The 21,774-nt window shown below is 64.6% G+C and carries 20 protein-coding genes; 9 read left to right on the top strand and 11 right to left on the bottom strand.

The annotated features are described in order from the left end of the window. Position 1 precedes the first annotated feature (1 nt). The 8 genes from AC1RWL_RS10955 to AC1RWL_RS10920 all read right to left on the bottom strand — a co-directional run bounded on the left by AC1RWL_RS10955 (position 2) and on the right by AC1RWL_RS10920 (position 10,981). On the bottom strand, positions 2 to 3,139 hold the full coding sequence (locus AC1RWL_RS10955) for a multidrug efflux RND transporter permease subunit (RefSeq protein WP_493094764.1): 3,138 nt from the start codon (positions 3,137 to 3,139) through the stop codon (positions 2 to 4). A gap of 11 nt (positions 3,140 to 3,150) precedes the next feature. Next, positions 3,151 to 4,437: an efflux RND transporter periplasmic adaptor subunit gene (locus AC1RWL_RS10950; protein WP_493094765.1), complete on the bottom strand. Its 1,287-nt coding sequence runs from the start codon at positions 4,435 to 4,437 to the stop codon at positions 3,151 to 3,153. A gap of 190 nt (positions 4,438 to 4,627) precedes the next feature. Further along, positions 4,628 to 5,629 (bottom strand): ABC transporter ATP-binding protein, encoded by a 1,002-nt coding sequence (locus tag AC1RWL_RS10945; RefSeq protein WP_256117091.1) that lies wholly within the window; start codon positions 5,627 to 5,629, stop codon positions 4,628 to 4,630. A gap of 10 nt (positions 5,630 to 5,639) precedes the next feature. After that, positions 5,640 to 6,695: a Gfo/Idh/MocA family protein gene (locus AC1RWL_RS10940; protein WP_439616305.1), complete on the bottom strand. Its 1,056-nt coding sequence runs from the start codon at positions 6,693 to 6,695 to the stop codon at positions 5,640 to 5,642. Beyond that, on the bottom strand, positions 6,692 to 7,531 hold the full coding sequence (locus AC1RWL_RS10935) for a carbohydrate ABC transporter permease (RefSeq protein WP_256117094.1): 840 nt from the start codon (positions 7,529 to 7,531) through the stop codon (positions 6,692 to 6,694). The genes AC1RWL_RS10940 and AC1RWL_RS10935 overlap by 4 nt, the downstream gene beginning before the upstream one ends. 15 nt (positions 7,532 to 7,546) lie before the next feature. Further along, a complete protein-coding gene (locus AC1RWL_RS10930) occupies positions 7,547 to 8,497 on the bottom strand; it encodes a carbohydrate ABC transporter permease (RefSeq protein WP_493094766.1) in 951 nt (316 codons plus the stop codon). Between the two features lie 286 nt (positions 8,498 to 8,783). Then, the gene (locus tag AC1RWL_RS10925; protein WP_439616307.1) at positions 8,784 to 10,043 is read right to left on the bottom strand and encodes an ABC transporter substrate-binding protein; all 1,260 of its coding nucleotides are present in this window, start codon (positions 10,041 to 10,043) and stop codon (positions 8,784 to 8,786) included. 44 nt (positions 10,044 to 10,087) lie between these two features. After that, positions 10,088 to 10,981 carry an N-acetylmuramic acid 6-phosphate etherase gene (locus AC1RWL_RS10920; RefSeq protein ID WP_493094767.1) on the bottom strand — a complete coding sequence of 298 codons (894 nt, stop codon included), beginning with the start codon at positions 10,979 to 10,981 and terminating at the stop codon, positions 10,088 to 10,090. Positions 10,982 to 11,178: 197 nt separating this feature from the next. Between AC1RWL_RS10920 and AC1RWL_RS10915 the strand changes: the two genes are divergently transcribed. The 7 genes from AC1RWL_RS10915 (at position 11,179) to AC1RWL_RS10885 (ending at position 17,507) form a co-directional block, all read left to right on the top strand. Next, a complete protein-coding gene (locus AC1RWL_RS10915; protein ID WP_493094768.1) occupies positions 11,179 to 12,066 on the top strand; it encodes a glucosamine kinase nucleotide-binding domain-containing protein in 888 nt (295 codons plus the stop codon). Beyond that, the gene (locus AC1RWL_RS10910) at positions 12,063 to 12,827 is read left to right on the top strand and encodes a GntR family transcriptional regulator (RefSeq protein ID WP_256117102.1); all 765 of its coding nucleotides are present in this window, start codon (positions 12,063 to 12,065) and stop codon (positions 12,825 to 12,827) included. Before AC1RWL_RS10915 ends, AC1RWL_RS10910 begins: the two co-directional genes overlap by 4 nt. A gap of 26 nt (positions 12,828 to 12,853) precedes the next feature. Then, positions 12,854 to 13,876 carry an SIS domain-containing protein gene (locus AC1RWL_RS10905; protein ID WP_493094769.1) on the top strand — a complete coding sequence of 341 codons (1,023 nt, stop codon included), beginning with the start codon at positions 12,854 to 12,856 and terminating at the stop codon, positions 13,874 to 13,876. Next, a complete protein-coding gene (nagA, locus tag AC1RWL_RS10900; protein WP_493094770.1) occupies positions 13,873 to 15,033 on the top strand; it encodes an N-acetylglucosamine-6-phosphate deacetylase in 1,161 nt (386 codons plus the stop codon). The genes AC1RWL_RS10905 and nagA overlap by 4 nt, the downstream gene beginning before the upstream one ends. An 82-nt stretch (positions 15,034 to 15,115) precedes the next feature. Next, entirely contained in the window at positions 15,116 to 16,171 is a 1,056-nt protein-coding gene (locus AC1RWL_RS10895; protein WP_493094771.1) for a dipeptidase, read from the top strand. Positions 16,172 to 16,193: 22 nt separating this feature from the next. Then, positions 16,194 to 16,940 (top strand): copper homeostasis protein CutC, encoded by a 747-nt coding sequence (locus tag AC1RWL_RS10890; RefSeq protein WP_493094772.1) that lies wholly within the window; start codon positions 16,194 to 16,196, stop codon positions 16,938 to 16,940. A 60-nt stretch (positions 16,941 to 17,000) separates the two neighbouring features. Further along, positions 17,001 to 17,507, top strand: a complete 507-nt coding sequence (locus AC1RWL_RS10885) for a CreA family protein (RefSeq protein ID WP_493094773.1) — start codon at positions 17,001 to 17,003, stop codon at positions 17,505 to 17,507. 53 nt (positions 17,508 to 17,560) lie between these two features. Here AC1RWL_RS10885 and AC1RWL_RS10880 read toward each other — a convergent pair whose 3' ends face one another. The 3 genes from AC1RWL_RS10880 to AC1RWL_RS10870 form a co-directional block, all read right to left on the bottom strand. Next, positions 17,561 to 17,923 (bottom strand): hypothetical protein, encoded by a 363-nt coding sequence (locus AC1RWL_RS10880; RefSeq protein WP_256117110.1) that lies wholly within the window; start codon positions 17,921 to 17,923, stop codon positions 17,561 to 17,563. A 200-nt stretch (positions 17,924 to 18,123) separates the two neighbouring features. Next, the gene (locus AC1RWL_RS10875) at positions 18,124 to 18,588 is read right to left on the bottom strand and encodes a chemotaxis protein CheW (RefSeq protein WP_256117111.1); all 465 of its coding nucleotides are present in this window, start codon (positions 18,586 to 18,588) and stop codon (positions 18,124 to 18,126) included. A 2-nt stretch (positions 18,589 to 18,590) separates the two neighbouring features. Next, the gene (locus tag AC1RWL_RS10870; protein ID WP_493094774.1) at positions 18,591 to 20,564 is read right to left on the bottom strand and encodes a methyl-accepting chemotaxis protein; all 1,974 of its coding nucleotides are present in this window, start codon (positions 20,562 to 20,564) and stop codon (positions 18,591 to 18,593) included. Between the two features lie 291 nt (positions 20,565 to 20,855). Here AC1RWL_RS10870 and AC1RWL_RS10865 point away from each other — a divergent pair, with 291 nt between their 5' ends. Beyond that, positions 20,856 to 21,014, top strand: a complete 159-nt coding sequence (locus AC1RWL_RS10865; protein ID WP_256117113.1) for a hypothetical protein — start codon at positions 20,856 to 20,858, stop codon at positions 21,012 to 21,014. Between the two features lie 113 nt (positions 21,015 to 21,127). After that, positions 21,128 to 21,727 (top strand): SCO family protein, encoded by a 600-nt coding sequence (locus tag AC1RWL_RS10860; protein ID WP_493094775.1) that lies wholly within the window; start codon positions 21,128 to 21,130, stop codon positions 21,725 to 21,727. Positions 21,728 to 21,774 lie beyond the last annotated feature (47 nt).

The raw sequence follows: 21,774 nt of genomic DNA, 5'->3' as shown, positions 1-21,774 counted from the left end.
CCTACTCCGCCGGGCTTGCGACCGGAGCCGGCTCCTCCTTTTTCTTCTTGCCGTAGCCGAACAGCTTCATCACGAAGACGAAGAAGATCGGCACGAAGAAGATGGCGAGCACCGTGGCAGTGATCATGCCGCCCATCACGCCGGTGCCGATGGCACGCTGGCTGCCCGAGCTTGCGCCGGTCGCGATCGCGAGCGGCAGAACGCCGAGCGTGAAGGCGAGCGAGGTCATCAGGATCGGGCGGAAGCGCAGGTGGCAGGCCTCGATCGTCGCATCGATCAGCGACTTGCCGTCCTCCATCAGCTCCTTGGCGAACTCGATGATCAGGATGGCGTTCTTCGCCGACAGGCCGATGATCGCGATCAGGCCCACCTTGAAGTACACGTCGTTCGACATGTCGCGCAGCGTGACCGCGATGACCGCGCCGATGACGCCGAGCGGCACGACGAGGATGACCGCAAACGGGATCGACCAGCTTTCATAAAGCGCCGCAAGGCACAGGAACACCAGCAAGATCGACAGGCCGACAAGGATCGGCGCCTGCGAACCGGACTGGATTTCCTGCAACGACTGGCCCGTCCACTCGTAGCCGAAGCCCGGCGGAAGCTGGGCGGCGAGCCGCTGCATTTCCGCAATCGCGTCACCGGAGGAGAAGCCGGGCTTCGTATCTCCGCTGAAGCGCACGGCGGGATAGCCGTTGTAGCCGACCGTCTGCGTCGGCGCCATCGTCCACTCCGCGGTCGCAAAGGCCGAGAGCGGCACCATGCCCCCGCTCGAATTGCGCACGTTGAGCTTCAGAAGATCGGCCACCTGCATGCGTTCGTTCTGGTCCGCCTGGACCGTCACGCGCTGCATGCGCCCGGCATTCGGGAAGTCGTTGACGTAGGTCGAGCCGAGATTGGTCGAGATGGTCGAGTTGATGTCGGCGAAGGTCACGCCGAAGGTGTTGGCCTTCTCACGGTCGATCACGACATTGACCTGCGCCGCATCCGGCATGCCTTCAACGCGCACGCCCGCAACCACATTGCTCTGGGCCGCGAGGCCGAGGAGCTGGGCACTTGCGGCCGACAGCGCCTGCTGGCCGAGGCCACCGCGGTCCTGGAGACGGAACGAGAAGCCGCCCGTCGTGCCAAGACCCTGGATCGGCGGCGGCGACAGCGCGAAGCTGATTGCATCCTTGATCTGGCTCATCGCCCCGCTCGCGCGCCCCGCAATTGCCTGCGCCGAGTTCTCCGGCCCGCGCTCGCTCCAGTCCTTCAGCGTCACGAAGGCGAGGCCCGCGTTCTGCCCCGAACCGAAGAAGGAGAAGCCGTTGATACCGACGATCGTCTCGACCGCGGGTTCCTTGCCGAAGATCTGCTCGACCTGGGTCAGCACCTCGTCGGTCCGGTGGCCCGTCGCTTCCGAGGGAAGCTGCATCATGACGATGGCGAAGCCCTGGTCCTCGTCCGGCAGGAACGACGACGGCAGCTTCATGAACAGGTAGCCGAGGCCGGCGAGGATGGCGAGGTAGATCACCATGAACCGGCCGGTCCGGCGGATCAGCCAGCTCACGCTGCCGCTATAGCCCTTCGAGGAGCGGTCGAAGCCACGGTTGAACCAGCCGAAGAAGCCGCGCTTGGTGTGATGGTGGCCCTTCGGGACCTGCTTCAGGAAGCTGCCCGCCAGCGCCGGCGTCAGCGAGAGCGCGAGGAAGGCCGAGAACAGGATCGAGACGACCATCGTCAGCGAGAACTGCTGGTAGATGACGCCGACGGCGCCCGGGAAGAAGCCCATCGGGATGAACACCGAGGCGAGCACCAGCGTGATGCCGATGACGGCGCCGGTGATCTGCTTCATCGCCTTGCGGGTCGCCTCCTTCGGCGGCAGGCCCTCTTCCGACATGATGCGCTCGACGTTCTCCACGACGATGATCGCATCGTCGACGAGAATGCCGATGGCGAGCACCATCGCGAACATGGTCAGCACGTTGATGGAGAAACCCATGGCGAGCATGACGGCGCAGGTGCCGAGAAGGGCGACAGGAACGACGAGCGTCGGGATGATCGTGTAGCGGATGTTCTGCAGGAACAGGAACATCACGAGGAACACGAGGCCGACGGCTTCGAGCAGCGTGTGCACGACCTTCTCGATCGACACCTTGACGAAGGGCGAGGTGTCATAGGGCGTCGAATATTCGAGGCCCGGCGGGAAGAATTCCGCAAGCTCGTCCATGCGCGCCTTGATCGCCTCGGAGGTCGCCATGGCGTTGCCGGTCGGCGAGAGCTGCACGGCGACAGCGGCCGAAGGCTGACCGTTGAGGCGCGTCGAGAAGGAATAGGTCTCGCCGCCCACTTCGATGCGCGCGACGTCGCGAAGCCGCACGGCGGAGCCGTCCGCGTTCGCACGCAGCACGATGGCGCCGAACTCTTCCGGCGTCGTCAGCTGGCCCTTGATGTTGACCGGGGCCGCGATCTGCTGGGTGATCGGGTTCGGCTGCGCACCGATGGAGCCGGCGGCGATCTGGGCGTTCTGCGCCTCGACGGCGGCCGTAATATCGGCGGCCGTCAGGTTGAGGCCGAGCATCTTGGCGGGATCGAGCCAGATGCGCATGGAGCGCTGCGTGGCGAACAACTGCGCACGGCCGACGCCCGGCACGCGCTGGATTTCGGAAAGGACGTTGCGGTTGACGTAGTCGCCGAGGCTGATGGCATCCATCGAGCCATCGGTGGAGGTCAGCGCGACGATGAGCAGGAAGCCGGAGCCGGCTTCTTCGACCTGCACGCCCTGGCGACGCACGGAATCGGGCAGGCGCGGCTCGACGCGGCTGACGCGGTTCTGCACGTCGACCGAGGCCTGGCTCGGATCGGTGCCGGGCGCGAAGGTTATGTTGATTTCGGCCGAACCCGAGGCACTCGAGGTCGATTCGAAATAGAGCATGCCTTCGACGCCGTTCAGCTCATCCTCGATGAGCTTGGTGACGCTCTGGTAGGTATCCTGCGAGGACGCGCCGGAATAAGTCGTCGACACCGTGATCTGCGGCGGGGCGACATCCGGATATTGCGCGATCGGCAACAACGGGATGGAGATGGCGCCGGCGATCATGATGAAGATCGCGACGACCCAGGCGAAAATCGGCCTGTCGATGAAAAAACTGGGCATCGTTCAGATCCTCACTTCGCCGGCTCGGACTTGGCAGCGTCCTCGCCGCCTTCCGCCTTGCCAGCCTCGTCGGTCTTTGCAGCACCGTCTTCCGCTTTGCCGGCTTCACCGGTCTTGGCAGCATCCCCTTCGGCAGCCGGCTGTGAGTCCCTGGAAACCGCATTCGGATCCCATTCGGCCGGCACGACTTCGCCGCCCGGCTGGACCTTCTGGAAGCCTTCAACGATGATCTTCTCGCCGTTCTTCAGGCCATCTGTGATGACCCAGTTCGTGCCGGCGGCACGGCCAACGCGCACGCTGCGGGTGCCGGCCTTGTTATCGGCGGAAACGACGTAGACGAGCGCGCTGCCCGATGCGTCGCGCTGCACGGCTTGCTGCGGCACGATCACGGCGTCCTTCTCGATGCCCTGCTCGATCTGCACGCGCACATACATGCCCGGCAGCAGGTCGCCGTCCGGGTTCGGGAATTCGCCGCGCAACGTCACCTGGCCGGTCGTCTCGTCGACGGCGGCTTCGGAGAACAGCAGCTTGCCCGGATGCGCATAGGCCGTGCCGTCGTCCAGCACCAGCTTGACCTTCGCGGAATTGTTGTCAGCCATCAGGGCGCCGTCCTGCAACGCCTTGCGCAACCGGATGAGGTCCGTCGCCGACTGGGTAAAGTCGGCATAGACCGGGTCGAGCTGCTGGATCGTCGCGAGGTTTTCCGTGCCGTTGGCCGAAACCAGCGCACCCTCGGTGATCAGCGCGCGGCCGATGCGGCCGCTGATCGGCGCCTTGACGTCGGTATATTCGAGGTTGAGCTTGGCGGTCGCCAGGCTCGCCTCGGCGATCGCTACGTCCGCATCCGCCTGCGCAAGCTGCGCGACGGCGTCGTCATAGGTCTGCGCGGAGGCGACGTTCGACTTGCGCAACTGTTCCTGGCGATCGGCAGTGTTGCGCGCCTGCGCCTGCACGGCCCTGGCGCGGCGCAGCGTCGCCTCGGCGCTGGTGACCTGTACCTGGAACGAGGCCGGATCGATGCGGTAGAGCACATCGCCTTCCTTGACCAGCGAACCCTGCTCGAAGATGCGTTCGATGATGATGCCGGTCGCGCGCGGGCGCACTTCCGCCGTGCGGGTCGCGGCAATGCGGCCCGGCAGGTCGTTGGTGATCGGCACGTCCTCGGCCTTCACGGTGACCACGGCCACCTGCGGCGGCGGAAATGCAGCGCCTCCCTGCTGTGCCTGTTCTTCCTGGCAGCCGGCGAGAATCAAAAGGGCGCCAAAGGTCACAATCGAAATCGGTTTCGTGAAACGCATGGGTTCTTCCATAGGCAGTGCCGGCCGGAATTGGCGGCAGGGTGCTGAAAACGTGAAGATGCGGTGATCGCAGACCACCGCATCGCAACATACAAACAAGGCTGTATGTTAGTTTCTGACGTTTGACAATCGTAGATCACAGCACGATTTGCCGCAATCCATCCCGATCACGGGATCGTGATGAGGGGCCTCAACGTATCGCTTTGCCGTTTGCATCGAAACGATGCAGCTGGCCGGCGCCCGGCGTGGCAAAGACCACGTCATCAACGGCATAGTGATGTTCCCCGAACAGGCGAACAGTGAAGAAGCCCACCTTCTCCGATTCGAGATAGACGATCGTGTCGGCGCCAAGGTGTTCGACATGCACGGCTTTTGCCTGCCACTCGCCGCTGTCGCGCGATAGGGCGAGGTGCTCCGGCCTAATACCGATGGTCTTCGCATCTGCAATCCCGAGACGGCCCGCATCGATGAAGTTCATCGCCGGCGACCCGATGAAACCGGCGACGAAGAGGTTGGCCGGCCGGTTGTAGAGCTCCATCGGCGAACCGATCTGCTGGATCACGCCGGCATCCAGCACGACGATCTTGTCGGCCAGCGTCATCGCCTCGACCTGGTCGTGCGTGACGTAGATCATGGTCGCCTTGAGCTCCCGATGCAGCCGGGCGATCTCAAGGCGCGTGTTGACGCGCAGCGCCGCGTCGAGGTTGGAAAGCGGCTCGTCGAACAGGAAGAGCTTCGGTTCACGCACGATGGCGCGGCCGATCGCGACGCGCTGGCGCTGGCCGCCGGAGAGTTCCGCCGGGCGGCGGGCCAGGTATTTGTCCAGCGACAGCATGTTCGACGCCTTGTCGACGCGGCTTTCGATCTCCGCTTTCGGCGTACCGGCCTGCTTGAGGCCGAGGCCCATATTGTCCTTCACCGTCAGGTGCGGATAGAGCGCATAGGACTGAAACACCATGGCGATGCCTCGCTTGGCCGGCGGCACGGTCGCCACTTCCGTCCCGTCGATGCTGATCGAGCCGGAGGTCGCATCCTCAAGGCCGGCGATGATGCGCAGGAGCGTCGATTTCCCGCAGCCTGAGGGGCCGACGAAGATGACGAATTCGCCGTCCTGCACGTCGAGGTCGATGCCCTTGATGACATCGACATTGCCGAAGGACTTGCGCACCGATTTAAGTTGAAGAGAGCCCACTGATATCCCCTTAAAGCTTGACCGGTTGGCCGGTTCTGACACTTTCATCGGCCGCAAGGCAGATTTTCAGCGACTGTACCGCATCGTCCATGTGGCGCGAGAGATCGATGTCCTCACGGATCGCCTTCAGCACAAAGGCCTGTTCGCGGTCGCAGAGTTCCTGGTGGCCGGGCTCGCCCGCCATGCGCAGGTCCTCGTCCGGCGACAGGAATTTGCCGTCCGGGCCGGTGGCCGCATTGTGCAGGCGGATGACCGCCGTCTTGGTGTGCGTATCGATGTCGTCGGACTTGGCGTTCGGGTCCATGACGATCGAGACCGAGCCGTTCGGCGACATGACGTCCTTCACGAAGAAGGCCGTCTCCGAGATCATCGGCCCCCAGCCCGCCTCGTACCAGCCGAGCGAGCCGTCGTCGAAAAACACCTGGAGATGGCCGTAATTGTACATATCCGGCGCGATCTCGTTGGAGAGGCGCAGGCCCATGCCGCGCACCTCGACGGGTTTCGCGTCGGTGATCTGGCACATCACGTCGAGATAGTGCACGCCACAGTCGACGATCGGCGGCGTCGTCTGCATCAGCGCCTTGTGGGTCGCCCAGGTCGGGCCGCTCGATTGCTGGTTCAGGTTCATGCGGAACACGTAGGGGCCGCCGAGCTTGCGGGCTTCCTCGATGAGCCGCATCCAGGACGGATGATGGCGCAGGATATAGCCGACGATCAGCTTGCGGCCGTTTGCCCGAGCGCAGGCCACGACCCGCTCCGCATCCGCCGTCGTGGTCGCCAGCGGCTTTTCCACGAAGACATGGGCGCCGGCTTCCATCGCCGCGATGGCATATTCGGCATGGCTGTCCGAATAGGTGTTGATCGAGCAGAGTTCCGGCTTCAGCTCCTTCAGCGCCTCGTGGAAGGACGGCAGGATCTCGTAGCCTTCGAGGCCAGCCGGAACCGGAACCTTCGAGCGGTTGACCAGCCCGACGATCTCGAAGCCCGGGTTTTCGTGATAAGCGAGCGCATGGCTGCGGCCCATATTGCCGAGGCCGGCGGAAAGAACGCGAATGGCAGAACTCACTTGACTGCTCCCGAGGTGATGCCGCGGATCAGCTGCCGCGAGAAGATGAAGTAGAGGACGAGGACCGGCAGGATCGCGAGCGACAGGGCCGCGAGCACCGCATTCCAGTTGGTGACGAACTGGCCGATGAAGATCTGCGAGCCGAGCGTCACCGTCTTGGTCGCCTCGCTCGGCGCCAGGATCAGCGGGAACCACAGGTCGTTCCAGATCGGGATCATCGTGAAGACCGCGACCGTCGCCATGGCCGGCCTGACGAGCGGCAGGACGAGGCGGAAGAAGATCGAATATTCCGAAAGCCCGTCGATGCGCCCGGCATTCTTCAGGTCGTCGGAGACGGTCCGCATGAACTCCGACAGGATGAAGACGGCGAGCGGAATGCCCTGCGCGGTGTAGACGAGCACCAGTGCAGTCAGCGTGTTGACGAGCCCCGTCGCCACCATGCCCTGGAGGATCGCCACCGTGCCGAGGCGGATCGGGATCATGATGCCGATGGCGAGATAGAGCCCCATCAGCATGTTGCCGCGGAAGCGGTATTCCGACAGCGCGAAGGCGGCCATGGCGCCGAACAGCAGCACGAGCGCGATGGAGACCACCGTCACGATGAAGCTGTTCTGGAAGTAGGTCGCGAAATCACCCTGCCCCAGCACCGTCGTGTAGCCCACAAGATCAAAGGTCTCGAAAGTCGGCACCTGCATCGGATTGCGGAAGATCGCGTTGCGATCCTTCATCGAGTTGATAAGCGTGAGGAACACGGGGAAGATGGAGATCACCGCGTAGCCGATCAGCGCCAGATGGACGAGCCCGGTACGGGTCAGCGAATGGCGTGCTTTGGACATGTCCGGCCCTCCCGATCAGAACTGGTAACGGCGGATGCGCCGCTGGATGACGAAGAGATACAGCGAGACGCCGGCGAGGATGATCAGGAACATGACCGTCGCGATCGTCGCCCCCATCGAGCGGTCGCCGAGCTGGAGCTGGAACCCGAAGAAGGTGCGGTAGAGCAGCGTGCCGAGAATGTCGGTCGCCCCGTCCGGTCCGGCCAGCGCGCCCTGCACGGTATAGACCAGGTCGAAGGCGTTGAAGTTGCCGACGAAGGTGAGGATCGAGATGATGCCGATGGCGGGCAGGATCAGCGGCAGCTTGATCTTCCAGAACTGGCTCCAGCCCGTCACGCCGTCGCATTCGGCGGCCTCGATCACCTCTTCGGGGATGTTGAGCAGCGCCGCATAGATCAGCATCATCGGGATGCCGACATATTGCCAGACCGAGATCAACGACACGGCGATCAGCGCCGAGTTCGGCTTGCCGAGCCAGGGCGAGAAGAACGACTTCAGGCCGACGAGATCCATCAGGTAGGGCGACACGCCCCAGATCGGCGAGAGGATCAGCTTCCAGATGAAACCGACAATGACGAAGGACAAAAGCGTCGGCAGGAAGATCGCCGTGCGGTAGAAGGCCGCAAAGCGCAGCTTCGGGATCGACAGCATGGCGGCGAGCGCCACGCCGATCGGGTTCTGCACCAGCATATGGATGATGAAGAAGATGACGTTGTTCTTCAGCGCGTTCCAGAAATCCTCGGACCAGCGCTCGTCGCCGAACAACACCTGGAAGTTGCCGAGGCCCACGAAGGTCGACTGGCCGTCCACCGTGTTGAACAGCGAGAGGCGCAGCGTCTCGATGAGCGGCAGGATCATCACCGCCGAATAGACGATGAAGGCCGGCAGCAGGAAAACGCCGATATGCCAGCGCTTCGGCCGCTTGATCAGCCCTGTTGCATCATGGGAAGAAGGTATGTCGGTCATGGCCCAGCTCGCCCCTCCGGTTCTTGTTCGTTGACGTCCGCATGCACGAACGCCGTGCGCGGCGGTTGTGCCGCACATGACGATTTCAGCATACACGATAGTGCCGGGGTCGCTCCCCGAATTTGCCCTTCGGCACCCTCTGTCCACCGGGACGAAAAGGGATATGGCATGCGCCGGTCGCTTCGAGCAGCACTGCCTCAAATCCCTCCCCCCAGGATTTATGGGGAGAGGGCCGGCGCAGGCATCGCCTGCGCCTCAAGCAGAATTCAGCAGCCGAAACTGAGGCTTACTTTGCCGGCTTGTACCAGCTGTCGAGACCCTTCTGGAGCTTCTCGCCAGCCACTTCCGGCGTATCCGTGCCGTTGATGACGTTGGCGGATTCCGTCCAGGTCTCGTTTTCGAGGTTCGGCGTGCCGCGCGACAGGATCTGGTAGGTCGAGCGGATCGACGGCTGGCACTTTTCACGCCAGGAAACGAATTCCTGGGCGAGCGGATCGGCCATCTTCACCGCCGTCGAATTCAGGCTGAAGAAGCCCGGCAGCGAGTTGGCGTAGATGTCGGCGAATTCGGGAGACGCGATGAAGGTCAGGAGCTTCTTTGCGGCTTCCGAATTGGCGCTCTTGGCATTGAGGCCGACGCCGATGTCGTTGTGGTCCGAGATGTAGCAGGTGTCGCCGGCAGTCTTCACCGGCGGCGGGAAGGCGCCCATCTTGAACTGCGCCTGGGTGTTGAACAGGCCGATTTCCCACGAGCCGGCCGGATAGATGGCAGCGCGGCCGAGCGTGAAGAGGTTCTGGCTGTCCGGATAGGTCTGGGCTTCGAAGCCGTCGCCGAGGTAATCCTTCCACTTGGCCAGCACGCGGTAGGGCTCGACCCAGCCTTCGTCGGTCAGCTTCTGCTCGCCCTTGATCAGCGCTTTGCGGCCTTCCTCGCCCTTCCAGTAGGTCGGGCCGATGTTCTGGTAGCCCATGGTCGCGGCTTCCCAGAGGTCCTTCGTGCCCATGGCGAGCGGAATGAAGTTTCCGTCGGCCTTGATCTTGTCGAGGGCGGCGAAGAATTCGGCTTCCGTCGCCGGAACCGCGATGCCGAGCTGGTCGAAGGCATCCTTGTTGTAGATGAAGCCGTGGATGACCGAGGCCATCGGCACGCAGAACGACGTCGCGCCATCGTCCGTCGTCCAGGCGGACTTGGCGACGTCGGAGAAGTTCTCCATGCCCGGCAGGTCGTTCAGGCTGGCAAGGTGGCCCTTGTTGAAGAGTTCCAGCGAGGCATCGAACGGACGGCAGGTGATGAGGTCGCCTGCGGAACCGGCATCGAGCTTGGCGTTCAGCGCGGCGTTGTATTCGGTCGGCGCGGTCGGCGAGAAGACGACCTTGATGCCGGGGTTCTTCGCTTCGAAAGCCGGGATGATCTTTTCCTGCCAGATCGACAGGTCGTCGTTGCGCCAGCTTTCGATGGTGAGCGTCACGTCCTGCGCCTGCGCGAGCCCGGCTGTGCCGAGAATGCTCGTGGCAAGGAGCAGCCCCTTGATTGCGTTGCGTGTCATTTCATTCTCCCCTTTTATGCGCCGCAGCGCGTTTTGAGACCATGTTATCCGAGAGCCTTGAGGGCGCGCCGGAGGCTTTGCCCCGACCGCTCCAGCACCGCCGCGGCGACGCTGGCGTCCTCTACCCCCGCGGCGAGCAGGACGGCCGCCTTGACCGAGCCTTCGGAACGCGCAAGCAGGCGTTCCGCCTCGTCGAGCCCGACACCGGAAATGTCCGACACGATGCGGCAGGCCCGCCCCTTCAGCTTGATATTGTCGGCCTTGAGATTGACCATGTGGCCATCGTGCACATGGCCGAGATGCACGCCGACCAGCGTGGAAAACAGGTTGAAGGCGATCTTTTGCGCCGTGCCCGCCCCCATGCGCGTCGAGCCGGAAATCACCTCCGGCGGCGTCTGCAACAGGATCGACACATCGGCACCCTCGAAAAGCGCTGCACCCGGATTGTTGGCAAGCGCCACAACGGAAGCGCCCTTCTCCCGCGCATAATCGGCGATCGCCAGCACATAGGGCGTGCTGCCGCTTGCGGAAACCGCGATCACGCAGTCGCCAGCGCCGATCGAAGCAGCCGAGGCATCGGCGAAGGCAAGCTCGCGGTCGTCTTCATAGCCGCCGGCGAGATCTTCGAGGCTCGCGGCACCGCCTGCCAGCAGGATGACGATGCGATCGCGGGCGATGCCGTAGGTGCCGGGAAGTTCGAGCGCATCGGCCATGGCCATCAGGCCGGAGCTGCCGGCGCCCACATAGACAAGGCGGCGGCCGGCCAGAATCGCATCTGCGGCAAGGCGCGCTGCGGCGGCGATATCGACGAGCGCGGCATCGACCACGGCGGCCGCGGCCTTCTGCGCATCGGCGAGCACTTTCAGGACATCCACGGGCTGACGCTCGTCGAGCCCGCTTGCCTGATCATGCCTGCCCTCGGTCCTGCCTGCAGTCATCGCCATATCTCCTCTGCCCGAAATTAATGCCAAAAAAATACCAATTGTCCATAGGAAATTAATTTTTGAGACCACTTTTTTGGTCTCCAATATTTTTATTATTTAAAATCAATAATTTGCAAGAAAGCTTATTTTCGATACCACCATACCCCTTGGTTAATGGTATTTTTTTGGTATCGTTGTCCTCGGAGGTGCCCATGACGGATTACATTCTCGGTATCGACGGGGGAGGAACGAGTTGCCGTGCCGCGGTCGCAGACCCGCATGGCGTCATTCTCGGCCGCGGCAAGAGCGGCGCGGCCAATATCCTGACCGACCCCAACAATGCGATCATTTCCATCACGGAAGCCGCCAAGGCCGCCTATCGCGACGCCGGGTTCGATGAGGCCGGTGTCACCGGCGCCTCCGCCTTTCTCGGCCTTGCCGGCACCAATGTCGGCGATCTCACCCGTTATGTGCACGACCGCTTACCCTTCCGTCACACAGACATCGATTCCGACGGCCTGATCGCCCTCCAGGGCGCGATCGGCGACGAGGACGGCGCGGTCGCGATCCTCGGCACAGGCTCCATCTATATGGGGCGCAAGAACAATGTGGTCCGCTACATCGGCGGCTGGGGCTTTACCGTCGGCGATCTCGGCGGCGGCGCGCGCGTCGGCCATGCGCTGTTGCAGGAAGCGCTGCTCGCTCATGACGGCGTCATTCCCCGCTCGGGCGTGACGGAGGCCGTGCTGGACGAGTTCAAGCACGATCCGCGCGGCATCGTGGAATTCGCCCGCCTCTCCAAGCCCGGCGATTTCGGCCGCTACGCCCCTTTGGTCTTCGACCACGCGCGCCAGGGCGACCCACAGGCGATTGCCATCGTCAAGGCGGGGGCCGCATCGGTGAACGCCTCCCTCGACGCCATCATGGCGCTGGCCGGCGCGCCGCGCCTCTGCCTGCTCGGCGGGCTGGCAGCGCTCTATCCGGAATGGCTGTCCGAGCGGCACCGGTCGATCCTGGTGGAGGCCGAGGCGGATGCCCTGACGGGCGCCGTGGCACTTGCCGCCAACCGATACAGACAGCGCACGGGAGCCGCCGCATGAGCACGCCCCTCGCCGCGATCCTCACCCCGGAAAGCCTGCAATCGGGCGTGCCCGGCCCGCTCTACCTGAAACTGCGCCAGACGCTGGAAGACGCCATCACCTCCGGCAAGCTGAATCACGGCGATGCCCTGCCCGCCGAACGCGACCTCGCCGACCACGCCAATGTCAGCCGCGTCACGGTGCGCAAGGCCGTTGACGACCTCGTCAAGGATGGCCTGCTGGTACGCCGCCACGGCTCCGGCACCTTCGTCGCCAAGCCCGTCGCCAAGGTGCAGCAGTCGCTTTCCCGCCTCACCTCGTTTACCGAGGACATGGCCCGGCGCGGCCTGACGACGAAAGCCGAATGGCTCGACCGCGGCCTGTTCCACCCCTCGCCTGACGAGATGATGATGCTCGGCCTGCCCGCGGACGCGCTGGTCGCCCGCCTCGGCCGCCTGCGCGTCGCCGACGACATGCCGCTCGCCATCGAGCGCGCCTGCATCTCGGCAGAATTCCTGCCGGATCCGTTGCAGGTACAGGGTTCGCTCTATGCCGCGCTGGAAAAGCGCGGCTGCCGGCCGGTGCGCGCCGTGCAGCGCATTTCCGCCTACAACATGAAAGACCCCGATGCCGCCATGCTCGGCGTGCCCGCCGGATCGGCAGGGCTTTCCATCGAGCGGGTCTCCTATCTTCGTTCCGGCCGGGTCGTCGAATTCACCCGGTCGATCTATCGCGGCGACGCCTACGATTTCGTCGCCGAACTGACGCTTTCCGAGACGTAAGCGTCCAAACCGACAAAGGTAATGCCATGCAGACCAACATGCGGAAAGAAATCAACGAGATCCCGGAAGCGGCGGCCCGCCTGCTGGCCAATTCCGCCAGCGCCATCACGGCGGCCGGCAAGGCGCTGCGCGAACGCGACCCGCAGTTCTTCGTGACCGTCGCCCGCGGCTCGTCCGACCACGCCGCCCTCTTCCTGAAATATGCGATCGAACTCACCGCCGGCCGGCCGGTCGCCTCCCTCGGCCCGTCGCTCGCCTCCATCTACGGCGCCAAGCTGAAGCTCGGCGGTGCGGCCGCCATCGCCATCTCCCAGTCCGGCAAGAGCCCGGACATCGTCGCCATGGCGGAAGGCGCCACGACGGGCGGTGCGATCTCGATTGCGCTCACCAACACGCTGCCCTCGCCGCTGGCCGACGCCTGCCTGCATTCCCTCGATCTCTCGGCCGGCCCGGAAATCAGCGTCGCCGCCACCAAATCCTACGTGAACTCCATCGTCGCCGGCCTTGCCGTGCTCGCCGAGTGGACGGGCGACACGGACCTTGACCGCGCCGTCAAGAACCTGCCGGAACAGTTCGCCAAGGCCGTGGCGCTCGACTGGAGCGAGCTTGCCGGCGACCTCAAGGACGCCCAGTCGCTTTACGTGCTGGGCCGCGGCCCGGGCCTGGCGATCGCCAGCGAGGCGGCGCTGAAATTCAAGGAAACCTCCGGCATGCATGCCGAGGCCTATTCGTCCGCCGAAGTGCTGCACGGCCCGGTCGCCCTCGTCGGCCCGTCCTTCCCGGTCGTGGCCCTTGCCGCCCGCGACGCGGCGGAAGCCTCCGTCACCGGCATGGCCGACAGCCTCGCCGACCGCGGCGCCTATGCCGGCGTCACCGCTGCCGGGGCCAAGAGCGCGCGCAAACTGCCCTTCGTCGCGACCGGCCACCCGATCACCGATGCGCTGGCGCTCATCGTGCCCTTCTACGGCTTCGTCGAAGCCTGGTCGCGCGGGCGCGGCCTCGATCCCGACAAGCCGGTCAACCTCAAGAAAGTGACGGAAACCCGATGACTGCGCGCACCGCCATTACCGGCGCCCGGATTTTCGACGGCGATCTGTGGCATGAGGACAGCGCGCTCCTGATCGACGGCGGCAAGGTCGCCGGCATCGTCGCGCGGAAAGAGCTGCCGGGCGACGCCGGCACCGTGCCGATGGACGGGTTGTCGCTCGTCCCCGGCTTCATCGACCTCCAGGTCAATGGCGGCGGTGGCGTGCTGCTCAACGAGCGCCCGGACCTCGAAGGCATCCGCACCATCTGCGCCGCGCATGCCCGCTTCGGCACGACCGCACTGCTGCCGACGCTGATCACCGACAACCGCGCGGTGACCGCCGAGACGATCGCCGCCGGCCTTGCGGCCCGCAAGGCGAACGTGCCCGGCTTCCTCGGCCTGCATCTCGAAGGCCCGCATCTCTCCGTCGCGCGCAAGGGCGCGCACGACCCGCAACTGATCCGCCCGATGGAGCAGGCCGATCTCGACCGCACCATCGCGGCCCGCCAGGCCCTCGAAGCGCTACTGATGACGCTCGCGCCGGAAAACGCCAGCAACCAGCAGATCGCAGCGCTCAAGGCCGCCGGCGTCACCGTCAGCCTCGGCCATTCGGATTGCGGCTATCGCACGGCCGCTGCCGCCGTCGAGGCGGGCGCCAGCATGATGACCCACCTCTTCAACGCCATGAGCCCGCTCGGCCACCGCGAGCCCGGCATGGTCGGCGCCGCCCTCGACCTCGGCCACCTGAATGCCGGCCTGATCGCCGACGGCTTCCACGTCGATCCCGCCTCGATCGGCGTCGCATTGCGGGCGAAACGCGGCCCCGGCCGCATCTTCCTCGTCACCGACGCCATGTCGACCATCGGCACCGACATGACGAGCTTCTTCCTCAACGGCCGCGAAATCTTTCGCGAGGGCGGGCGCCTGACGCTGGCCGACGGCACACTGGCCGGCGCCGATATCGACATGGCCTCCTGCATCCGCTTCATGCGCGACCACGCCGGTATCGGCCTGGAGGAAGCGCTGCGCATGGCCTCGCTCTATCCGGCGGAAGCTATCGGCATGACCGGCCGCAAGGGCCGCCTCACCCATGGCCACGATGCGGACTTCGCCGTCATCGGCCGCGATGTCGACGTCGTCTCCACCTGGATTGCCGGCACCCCGGTCTTCGCCGCCTGAGAGCGACCGCCGTCGCCTTGCAGGCATCGGCGGAATCGGTTCTACCCAACCGATCGGATGCGTTTCTTTTTCGGAGCGGCACATGCAATTGATCTTCGACGGCCATAACGACGTTCTCCTGCGCCTTTGGGAAAATGCGCAGAAGGGAGCCGACCCGATCGCCGAATTCGTCGAGGGCACGGACAAGGGCCATATCGACGCGCCCCGCGCCCGCAAGGGCGGCCTGGCCGGCGGCTTCTGCGCCATGTTCATCCCGCCGAAGGAAGACTATCCGGCCCGCGAGGTGGACCAGAACGGCCATTACAGTGTCCGCATGGTCGGCCCGCGCGATCAGGCCGAAGCGCTGAAGATCGCGCTTGAAATGACGGACATCGCCTCAAGGCTGGAGCAGGCCGGCGGCCTCGCCATCTGCCGCTCCACGGCAGACATCCGCGCCGCGATGGACAGCGGCCGCTTCGCCGCCGTCCTACATATCGAGGGCTGCGAGCCGATTGCCGAGGACCTCTCGAACCTCGAAGCCTTCCACGCCAAGGGCCTGCGCTCGCTCGGCCCCGTCTGGAGTCGCCACAACCTGTTCGGCCATGGCGTGCCCTTCGCCTTCCCCTCCTCGCCCGATACCGGCCCCGGCCTCACCGAGGCCGGCTTCGAGCTGGTCAGGGCCTGCGACCGCCTGGGCATCATGATCGACCTCGCGCACATTACCGAACAGGGCTTTTGGGACGTCGAGCGCACCAGCACCCAACCGCTCGTCGCCACCCATTCCAATGCGCATGCGCTGACGCCGATCTCGCGCAACCTCACCGACCGCCAGCTCGACGCGATCCGCGAGCGCAAGGGCATTGCCGGCCTCAACTATGCCACCACCATGCTGCGCTCCGACGGCCTCGAAAATGCCGATACGCCGCTCTCCGACATGGTGCGCCACATCGACCATATGGTGGAGCGCATGGGCATCGACTGCGTGGCGCTCGGCTCGGATTTCGACGGTGCGACCATCCCCGCCGCGATCGGCGATGCCGCCGGCAGCCAAGCGCTCGTCGAGGCGTTGCGCCGCGCCGGCTACGGCGAGGACGACCTTGCTAAACTCTGCCGGGAAAACTGGCTGCGGCTCCTGAAAACCGTCTGGCGCGAAGCCTGACCTCGAAGACCGGAAAAACGCCATGACCAAGCCCCTCATCGAACTCTGCGTCGAAGGCATCGACGGTTTTCTCGCTGCGCAGGACGCCGGCGCCGATCGCGTGGAGCTCTGCGCGAGCCTGGTCGAAGGCGGCCTGACGCCGAGCCTCGCCACCATCCGCGCCGCCGTGAAGGCAGCAAAAATCCCCGTCCACGTCATCATCCGCCCCCGCGGCGGCGATTTCCTCTATTCGGAAACGGAATTCGACACGATGGCCGAGGACATCAAGGCGCTGCGCGAGGAAGGTGTCGCGGGCGTCGTCATCGGCTGCCTGACGACGGACGGCCGGATCGACGAGGCGCGCACGAAGCGGCTGGTCGAGGCCGCGCGCCCGATGTCCGTCACCTGCCACCGCGCCTTCGACATGACGGCGGACGCCCGCGAGGCGCTGGAAGCGCTCATCCGCTGCGGCGTGAACCGCGTGCTGACCTCCGGCCAGCGCGACACCGCGCTCGACGGCATCGCCATCCTGAAAAGCGCCCAGGAACAGGCCGCCGGCCGTATCGTCGTCATGGGCTGCGGCGCGCTCGATGCGCAAAACATCCAAAAGGTCCGCGACGAGACCGGCCTGACCGAACTGCACTTCGCGGCGCTGACGACCGTGCCGAGCGGCATGACCTTCCGCAATCCGCATGTGGGCATGGGCGGCACGGAGAAGGACCGCGAATACGAACTGACGCTGACCGACAGGGACGCCGTGCGCGCCACCATCGCCGCCGCGAAATCCTGACGCAGCACCTTGCAAGCGGCGGTCCGTCCCTTACGTGATAGCGGAACAAGGAGACCAGACATGCCGCTCAAGACTTTTGCCTCTTTCCGCCCCCGCACGGCCATCGCCGCCGGCCTTCTGGCGCTCGCCGCCGTGCCTGCGACCGCCGAGACCGTTGGCAAGGTCGGCGTCGACTGGATCGGCAACGACATCTATGTCGACGCGGTGACCGATCCCGAGGTCTCCGGCGTCACCTGCCACGTCACCTACTTCGACCGCTCCGTCATCGACCGCCTGAAGAAGGGCAACTGGTTCGAAGACCCGTCGAACAACGCCATCTCCTGCCAGCAGACCGGCCCGATCACCATCGGCGATATCGAACTCGACCGCGAGGGCGAAGAGGTCTTCAAGTCCGGCCTGTCGCTGATCTGGAAGGCGCTGATCGTCACGCGCATCTACGACAAGAAGAACGACACGCTGATCTACCTCGCCCATTCGCGCGAACTCACCGAAGGTTCGGCAAAGATGTCGATCTCCACGGTGCCGCTCTATGGCGAGACGGTCACCTGGGAAAACGGCAAACCATAAAAAATGCCCCGGCACCTGAAAGGTCCGGGGCATTTTTCGCGGTGAGTAGCCGTTTACTTGACGTAGACGACCTTGCCGCCGGTCGCAGAGGTCTGGATTTCCACGACGTTCTCAAGCTGGACGTTCTTGGAAGCCAGCGCATCGGCCAGGCCCGGCACGCCCTGCAGCTCGCTCTGGACCTTTTCCATGGTGGCAGGATCGTTTGCCTTCAGCGTCAGGCGCTCGGCCTCGCCGCGCTGGCTGTCGTCGGCCTCAAGCGAGGAAATCTTCACGACGTCCACGCTGTCGGCGGCGATGGAGCCCGTCGACATGCCGTCGGAGGTCATGGGTGCCGTGGCATCCTGCGCATAGGCGATGCCGGCGGCGGGTGCGATGGCGAGAAGCGAAGCAAGAGCGATGGTGACTGTCTTCTTCATGGGAATTCTCCATTGTTTCTCTTTGGAAGCATGGAGGAAACGGCAACACCTTCGCTTGGTTCCTAATAAATCATCACAAGATCGTGCATTCAAAAGCGCAAATATTCGAAACTTCAGATGGAACTACTTGCCGACATGCAAAAGCACCCGACCGAAAAACGGTCGGGTGCATGAGGCCCGAGATGCTTCCCTAGACCCGATCAGGCGGCCTGGGCGAGTTCGTCGGCGATGACGGTGTCGAGGTTGAGGAAGCAGACCATCGACTTTTCCAGCGCCACGATGCCGCGGCAGAAGGCGCGCTGGGCTTCCGGAATGATTTCCGGCGCCGGCTGGAGGTCCTCGCTCTTGATGGTCATCATGTCGGAGACCTGCTCGACCAGCAGGCCGACCAGCTTGCCGGCAATGTCGGTGACGATGATGGCGGAGCGCTCGGACGGCTCCGTCATCTTCATGCCGAGGCGGCAGGCCATGTCGATGACCGGGATCACCGCGCCGCGCAGGTTGATGAGGCCGAGCACGTAGGGCGGCGTGTGCGGCATCGGCGTCACCGGTGCCCAGCCGCGGATTTCGCGGATGGCCATGATGTCGATGCAGAATTCCTGTTCCCCTAAGTGAAAGGAGACGATTTCAAGAAAGGCGCCGGACTGTTTGATGGCGTTGGACATGATCAGAACTCTTCCCAGTTCTCGGCGGCGGCCTGGGCATTGCCTCTGGACGCTGCACTGCTGCTGAATGCTCCGGCAACCTTGGAGACAAGGTTTCTTGCCGGGGACGGGGCGGGACGGGAGGCGGTGGAGACCGCCCTCGGGCTACCGACGGAGGCGCGTGCGCCCTCGCGGATCTGGAACTGACCGACGAGGCGCGAGAGGTTTTCCGCGTCCTGGGCCAGCGTATGGCTTGCCGCATTGGTCTCTTCGACCATGGCGGCGTTCTGCTGCGTCACCTGGTCCATCTGGGTGACGGCGACGTTGATTTCCTGGAGGCCGCTCGTCTGTTCGCGCGCGGCGGTGACGATGGAGCTCATGTGTTCGTGGATGCGCAGCACGTCGCCGCCGATGCGGCCGAGCGATTCGCCGGTCGCCTGCACCAGGCGCGAGCCCGTCTTCACCTCTTCCGAGGAGCGCGTGACGAGGCTCTTGATGTCCTTGGCCGCACCAGCGGCGCGCTGGGCGAGTTCGCGCACCTCCTGCGCCACGACCGCAAAACCCTTGCCGGCCTCGCCTGCACGGGCGGCCTCGACGCCGGCATTCAGCGCCAAGAGGTTGGTCTGGAAGGCGATCTCGTCGATGACGTTGATGATCTTGCCGATCTCGCTAGAGGCGCCTTCGATGCGCTGCATGGCCGCCATGGCGTCGCTGACGATGCGCTCGGATTCCACCGCGCTCGCCTTGGTCGAGTCGACCATCTGGCCGGCCTCTTCCGCCCGCGCCGTCGCGGTGCGCACGGTGGTCATGATCTCTTCGAGTGCTGCGGAGGTTTCCTCCAGCGAGGCCGCCTGCTGCTCGGTCCGGCGTGCGAGGTCGTCGGCGGCAGCGCGCATCTGCCCGCTGTTCGACTGGATGGAACCGGTATTGTCCTTCACCTCGGCCATGACATTGCGCAGGCGCTCGACGGTGTTGTTGAAGTCTGTGCGCAGCTGCTCGAGATCGGCGCGGAAGGGATCGAGGAGAACGACCGTCAGGTCACCGTCCGACAGACGGTTGAGGCCGCGGCCGAGCGCCTCGACGGCCACCTTCACCTGCTGTTCGTCGTCGCGGGCGACCGCCTCGCGGCCATGCCGTTCGGTCTCGATCTTCGCGCGGGTCTCTTCATTCGCCTGTTCCAGCGCGCGTTTTTCGACGGCGGCGTGGCGGAAGGCTTCCGCAGAGCGCGCCATCTCACCGATCTCGTCGCCCCGTTCGGTGGCGGCGACGGCGGTGTTGAGGTCGCCGGAAAGAATGCGCTGCATGCTGTCGCGCACGGCGAAGATGCCCCGGCGCAGCATGTTGCCGTGATAGACGATCAGGCCGAGCAGCGTGATCATGCCGAAAAGGCCGATGGCGATCTGGTACTGGATGGATGTCGACGAGGCATGCTGCGCATCGTTGACGCGCGCCTGAAGCAGCGCCGAGCCTTCCTCCGCCAGTGCGCCGAGCACCGTCGTCATGCGCTCGCCGCCGCTGTCGATGGCGTCGTCGATCGCCGCGAAGGCTTCGATCGGTGCGCCCTCCTCGATCATCTTCTTGAGATCGACCGAGATCGCCGTTTCGATCTGCTGAAGGTCGCCGGCATAGGAATCGAGCAGCGCCGGCTTGCCGAGTTCGGCTGCGAGGCGCTTTGCCGCCTCCGAGCCTTCCTTCAGCGTCTTCAGCGATGCGGCGATGGTTTCCAGCCGCGCCGGCTGGATGGCCTTTTCGTCGCGGTCGATGATGCTGTCCATCGCGACGAGCACCAGATCGACATTGGCGAGGCGCATGGCCTCGACCTGGTCGACATTGTTCTGGATGGAGACGGCGGCCTCGGAGGCCGCGCGGATCGTCGTGCCGCCGTACCAGCCAGCCGCGAGCATCGCGCCGAAGCCGAGGAACGCGGCGGCGCCGAGCGTCGCAAGACGGGAACTGACGGAAAGGGTCCGGCCCTTCGCTGAATTTTCGTGAGACATGATGCGGTTCGCCCGATCGAGCCCGGCCCTCGCCGCGGCATCCCTTCTGGATCCTGGGTGAAATACGCTTCCTCGCCGTCTCCCGCGGTCGATGGACATCATGCCCGATGGACCGATTCCGGCCCTTATGCGTATCCGGACCGTGACAAAGAGAGATTAAACAATGGCTAAGGATTGAGTGTGGGAACCTGTATTTTAGTAAAAATTGATAGATTCCGATCCGCCGGATTACCACACGTTGCGTGAGGGGGAGCGGTTCCAAAACCTGCCGTTTCACGCTATACTCGGCGCATGGAAAAGACGACCAGCCGATATATCGCCCTGCCCGCTGCGCTCATCGCGCTCGGTCTTGGCGTCATGGCCGCCACCGCCGCCTTTGCCGGCTGGCTGGAGCATGGCTCGGCGATCTTTTTGAGCCTTGCCGAATCCGGCATGGCCTGGTGCTTCTGATCACAATCCCGCGAGCATTTCCCGTTGCGGCAATTGGCGCCTTTGCTCCCGCCCCGGCGAAGGACTATGACACCGGCGAACACCTGCCGACATAGCCCCATCGAAGGACTGCCATGAAGACCCTGCGCCTCGTACTCTGGATCGCCGTCGCCCTCGTCGCCGCGCTGCTCGGCTGGCTGACGCTGGAAGTGACCGGCGCGAAGAACGAGGTGACGGGCGGCCCCTTCGGCGTTCCCTTCACGCTCGTCGCGCAGGATGGCAAGCCGATCAGCGAAAAGGCCTTCACCGGCAAGCCGACCGCGCTGTTCTTCGGCTTCACCCATTGCCCGGAAGTCTGCCCGACCACGCTGTTCGAGCTGGACGGCTGGCTTGCCAAGGTCGATCCGGACGGCTCGAAAATGCAGGCTTATTTCGTGACCGTCGACCCCGAGCGCGATACGCCGGAACTGATCGGCCAATATGTCGGCAACGTCTCCAAGCGCATCACCGGCATTTCCGGCCCGCCGGAAAAGGTTCTGGAGATGGTCAAGGGTTTCCGCGTTTATTATCGCAAGGTGCCGCTCGACGAGAAGAAGCCCGACGGCGACTACACGATGGACCATACCGCCTCCGTCTTCCTGCTCGACGCGACCGGTCGCTTCACCGGCACGATCGCCTACGGTGAAAATGCCGACGTCGCCGAACAGAAGCTCGCCAACCTCATCAAGGGATAAGCGGCGCGGCGGGCGATCCGCCTTTGCCCTCGGCTTTCGGACATGCT

It is taken from the genome of Shinella sp. GW821-FHT10F02, from assembly GCF_058809275.1.
This window is presented reverse-complemented; position numbering and strand designations above follow the sequence as displayed.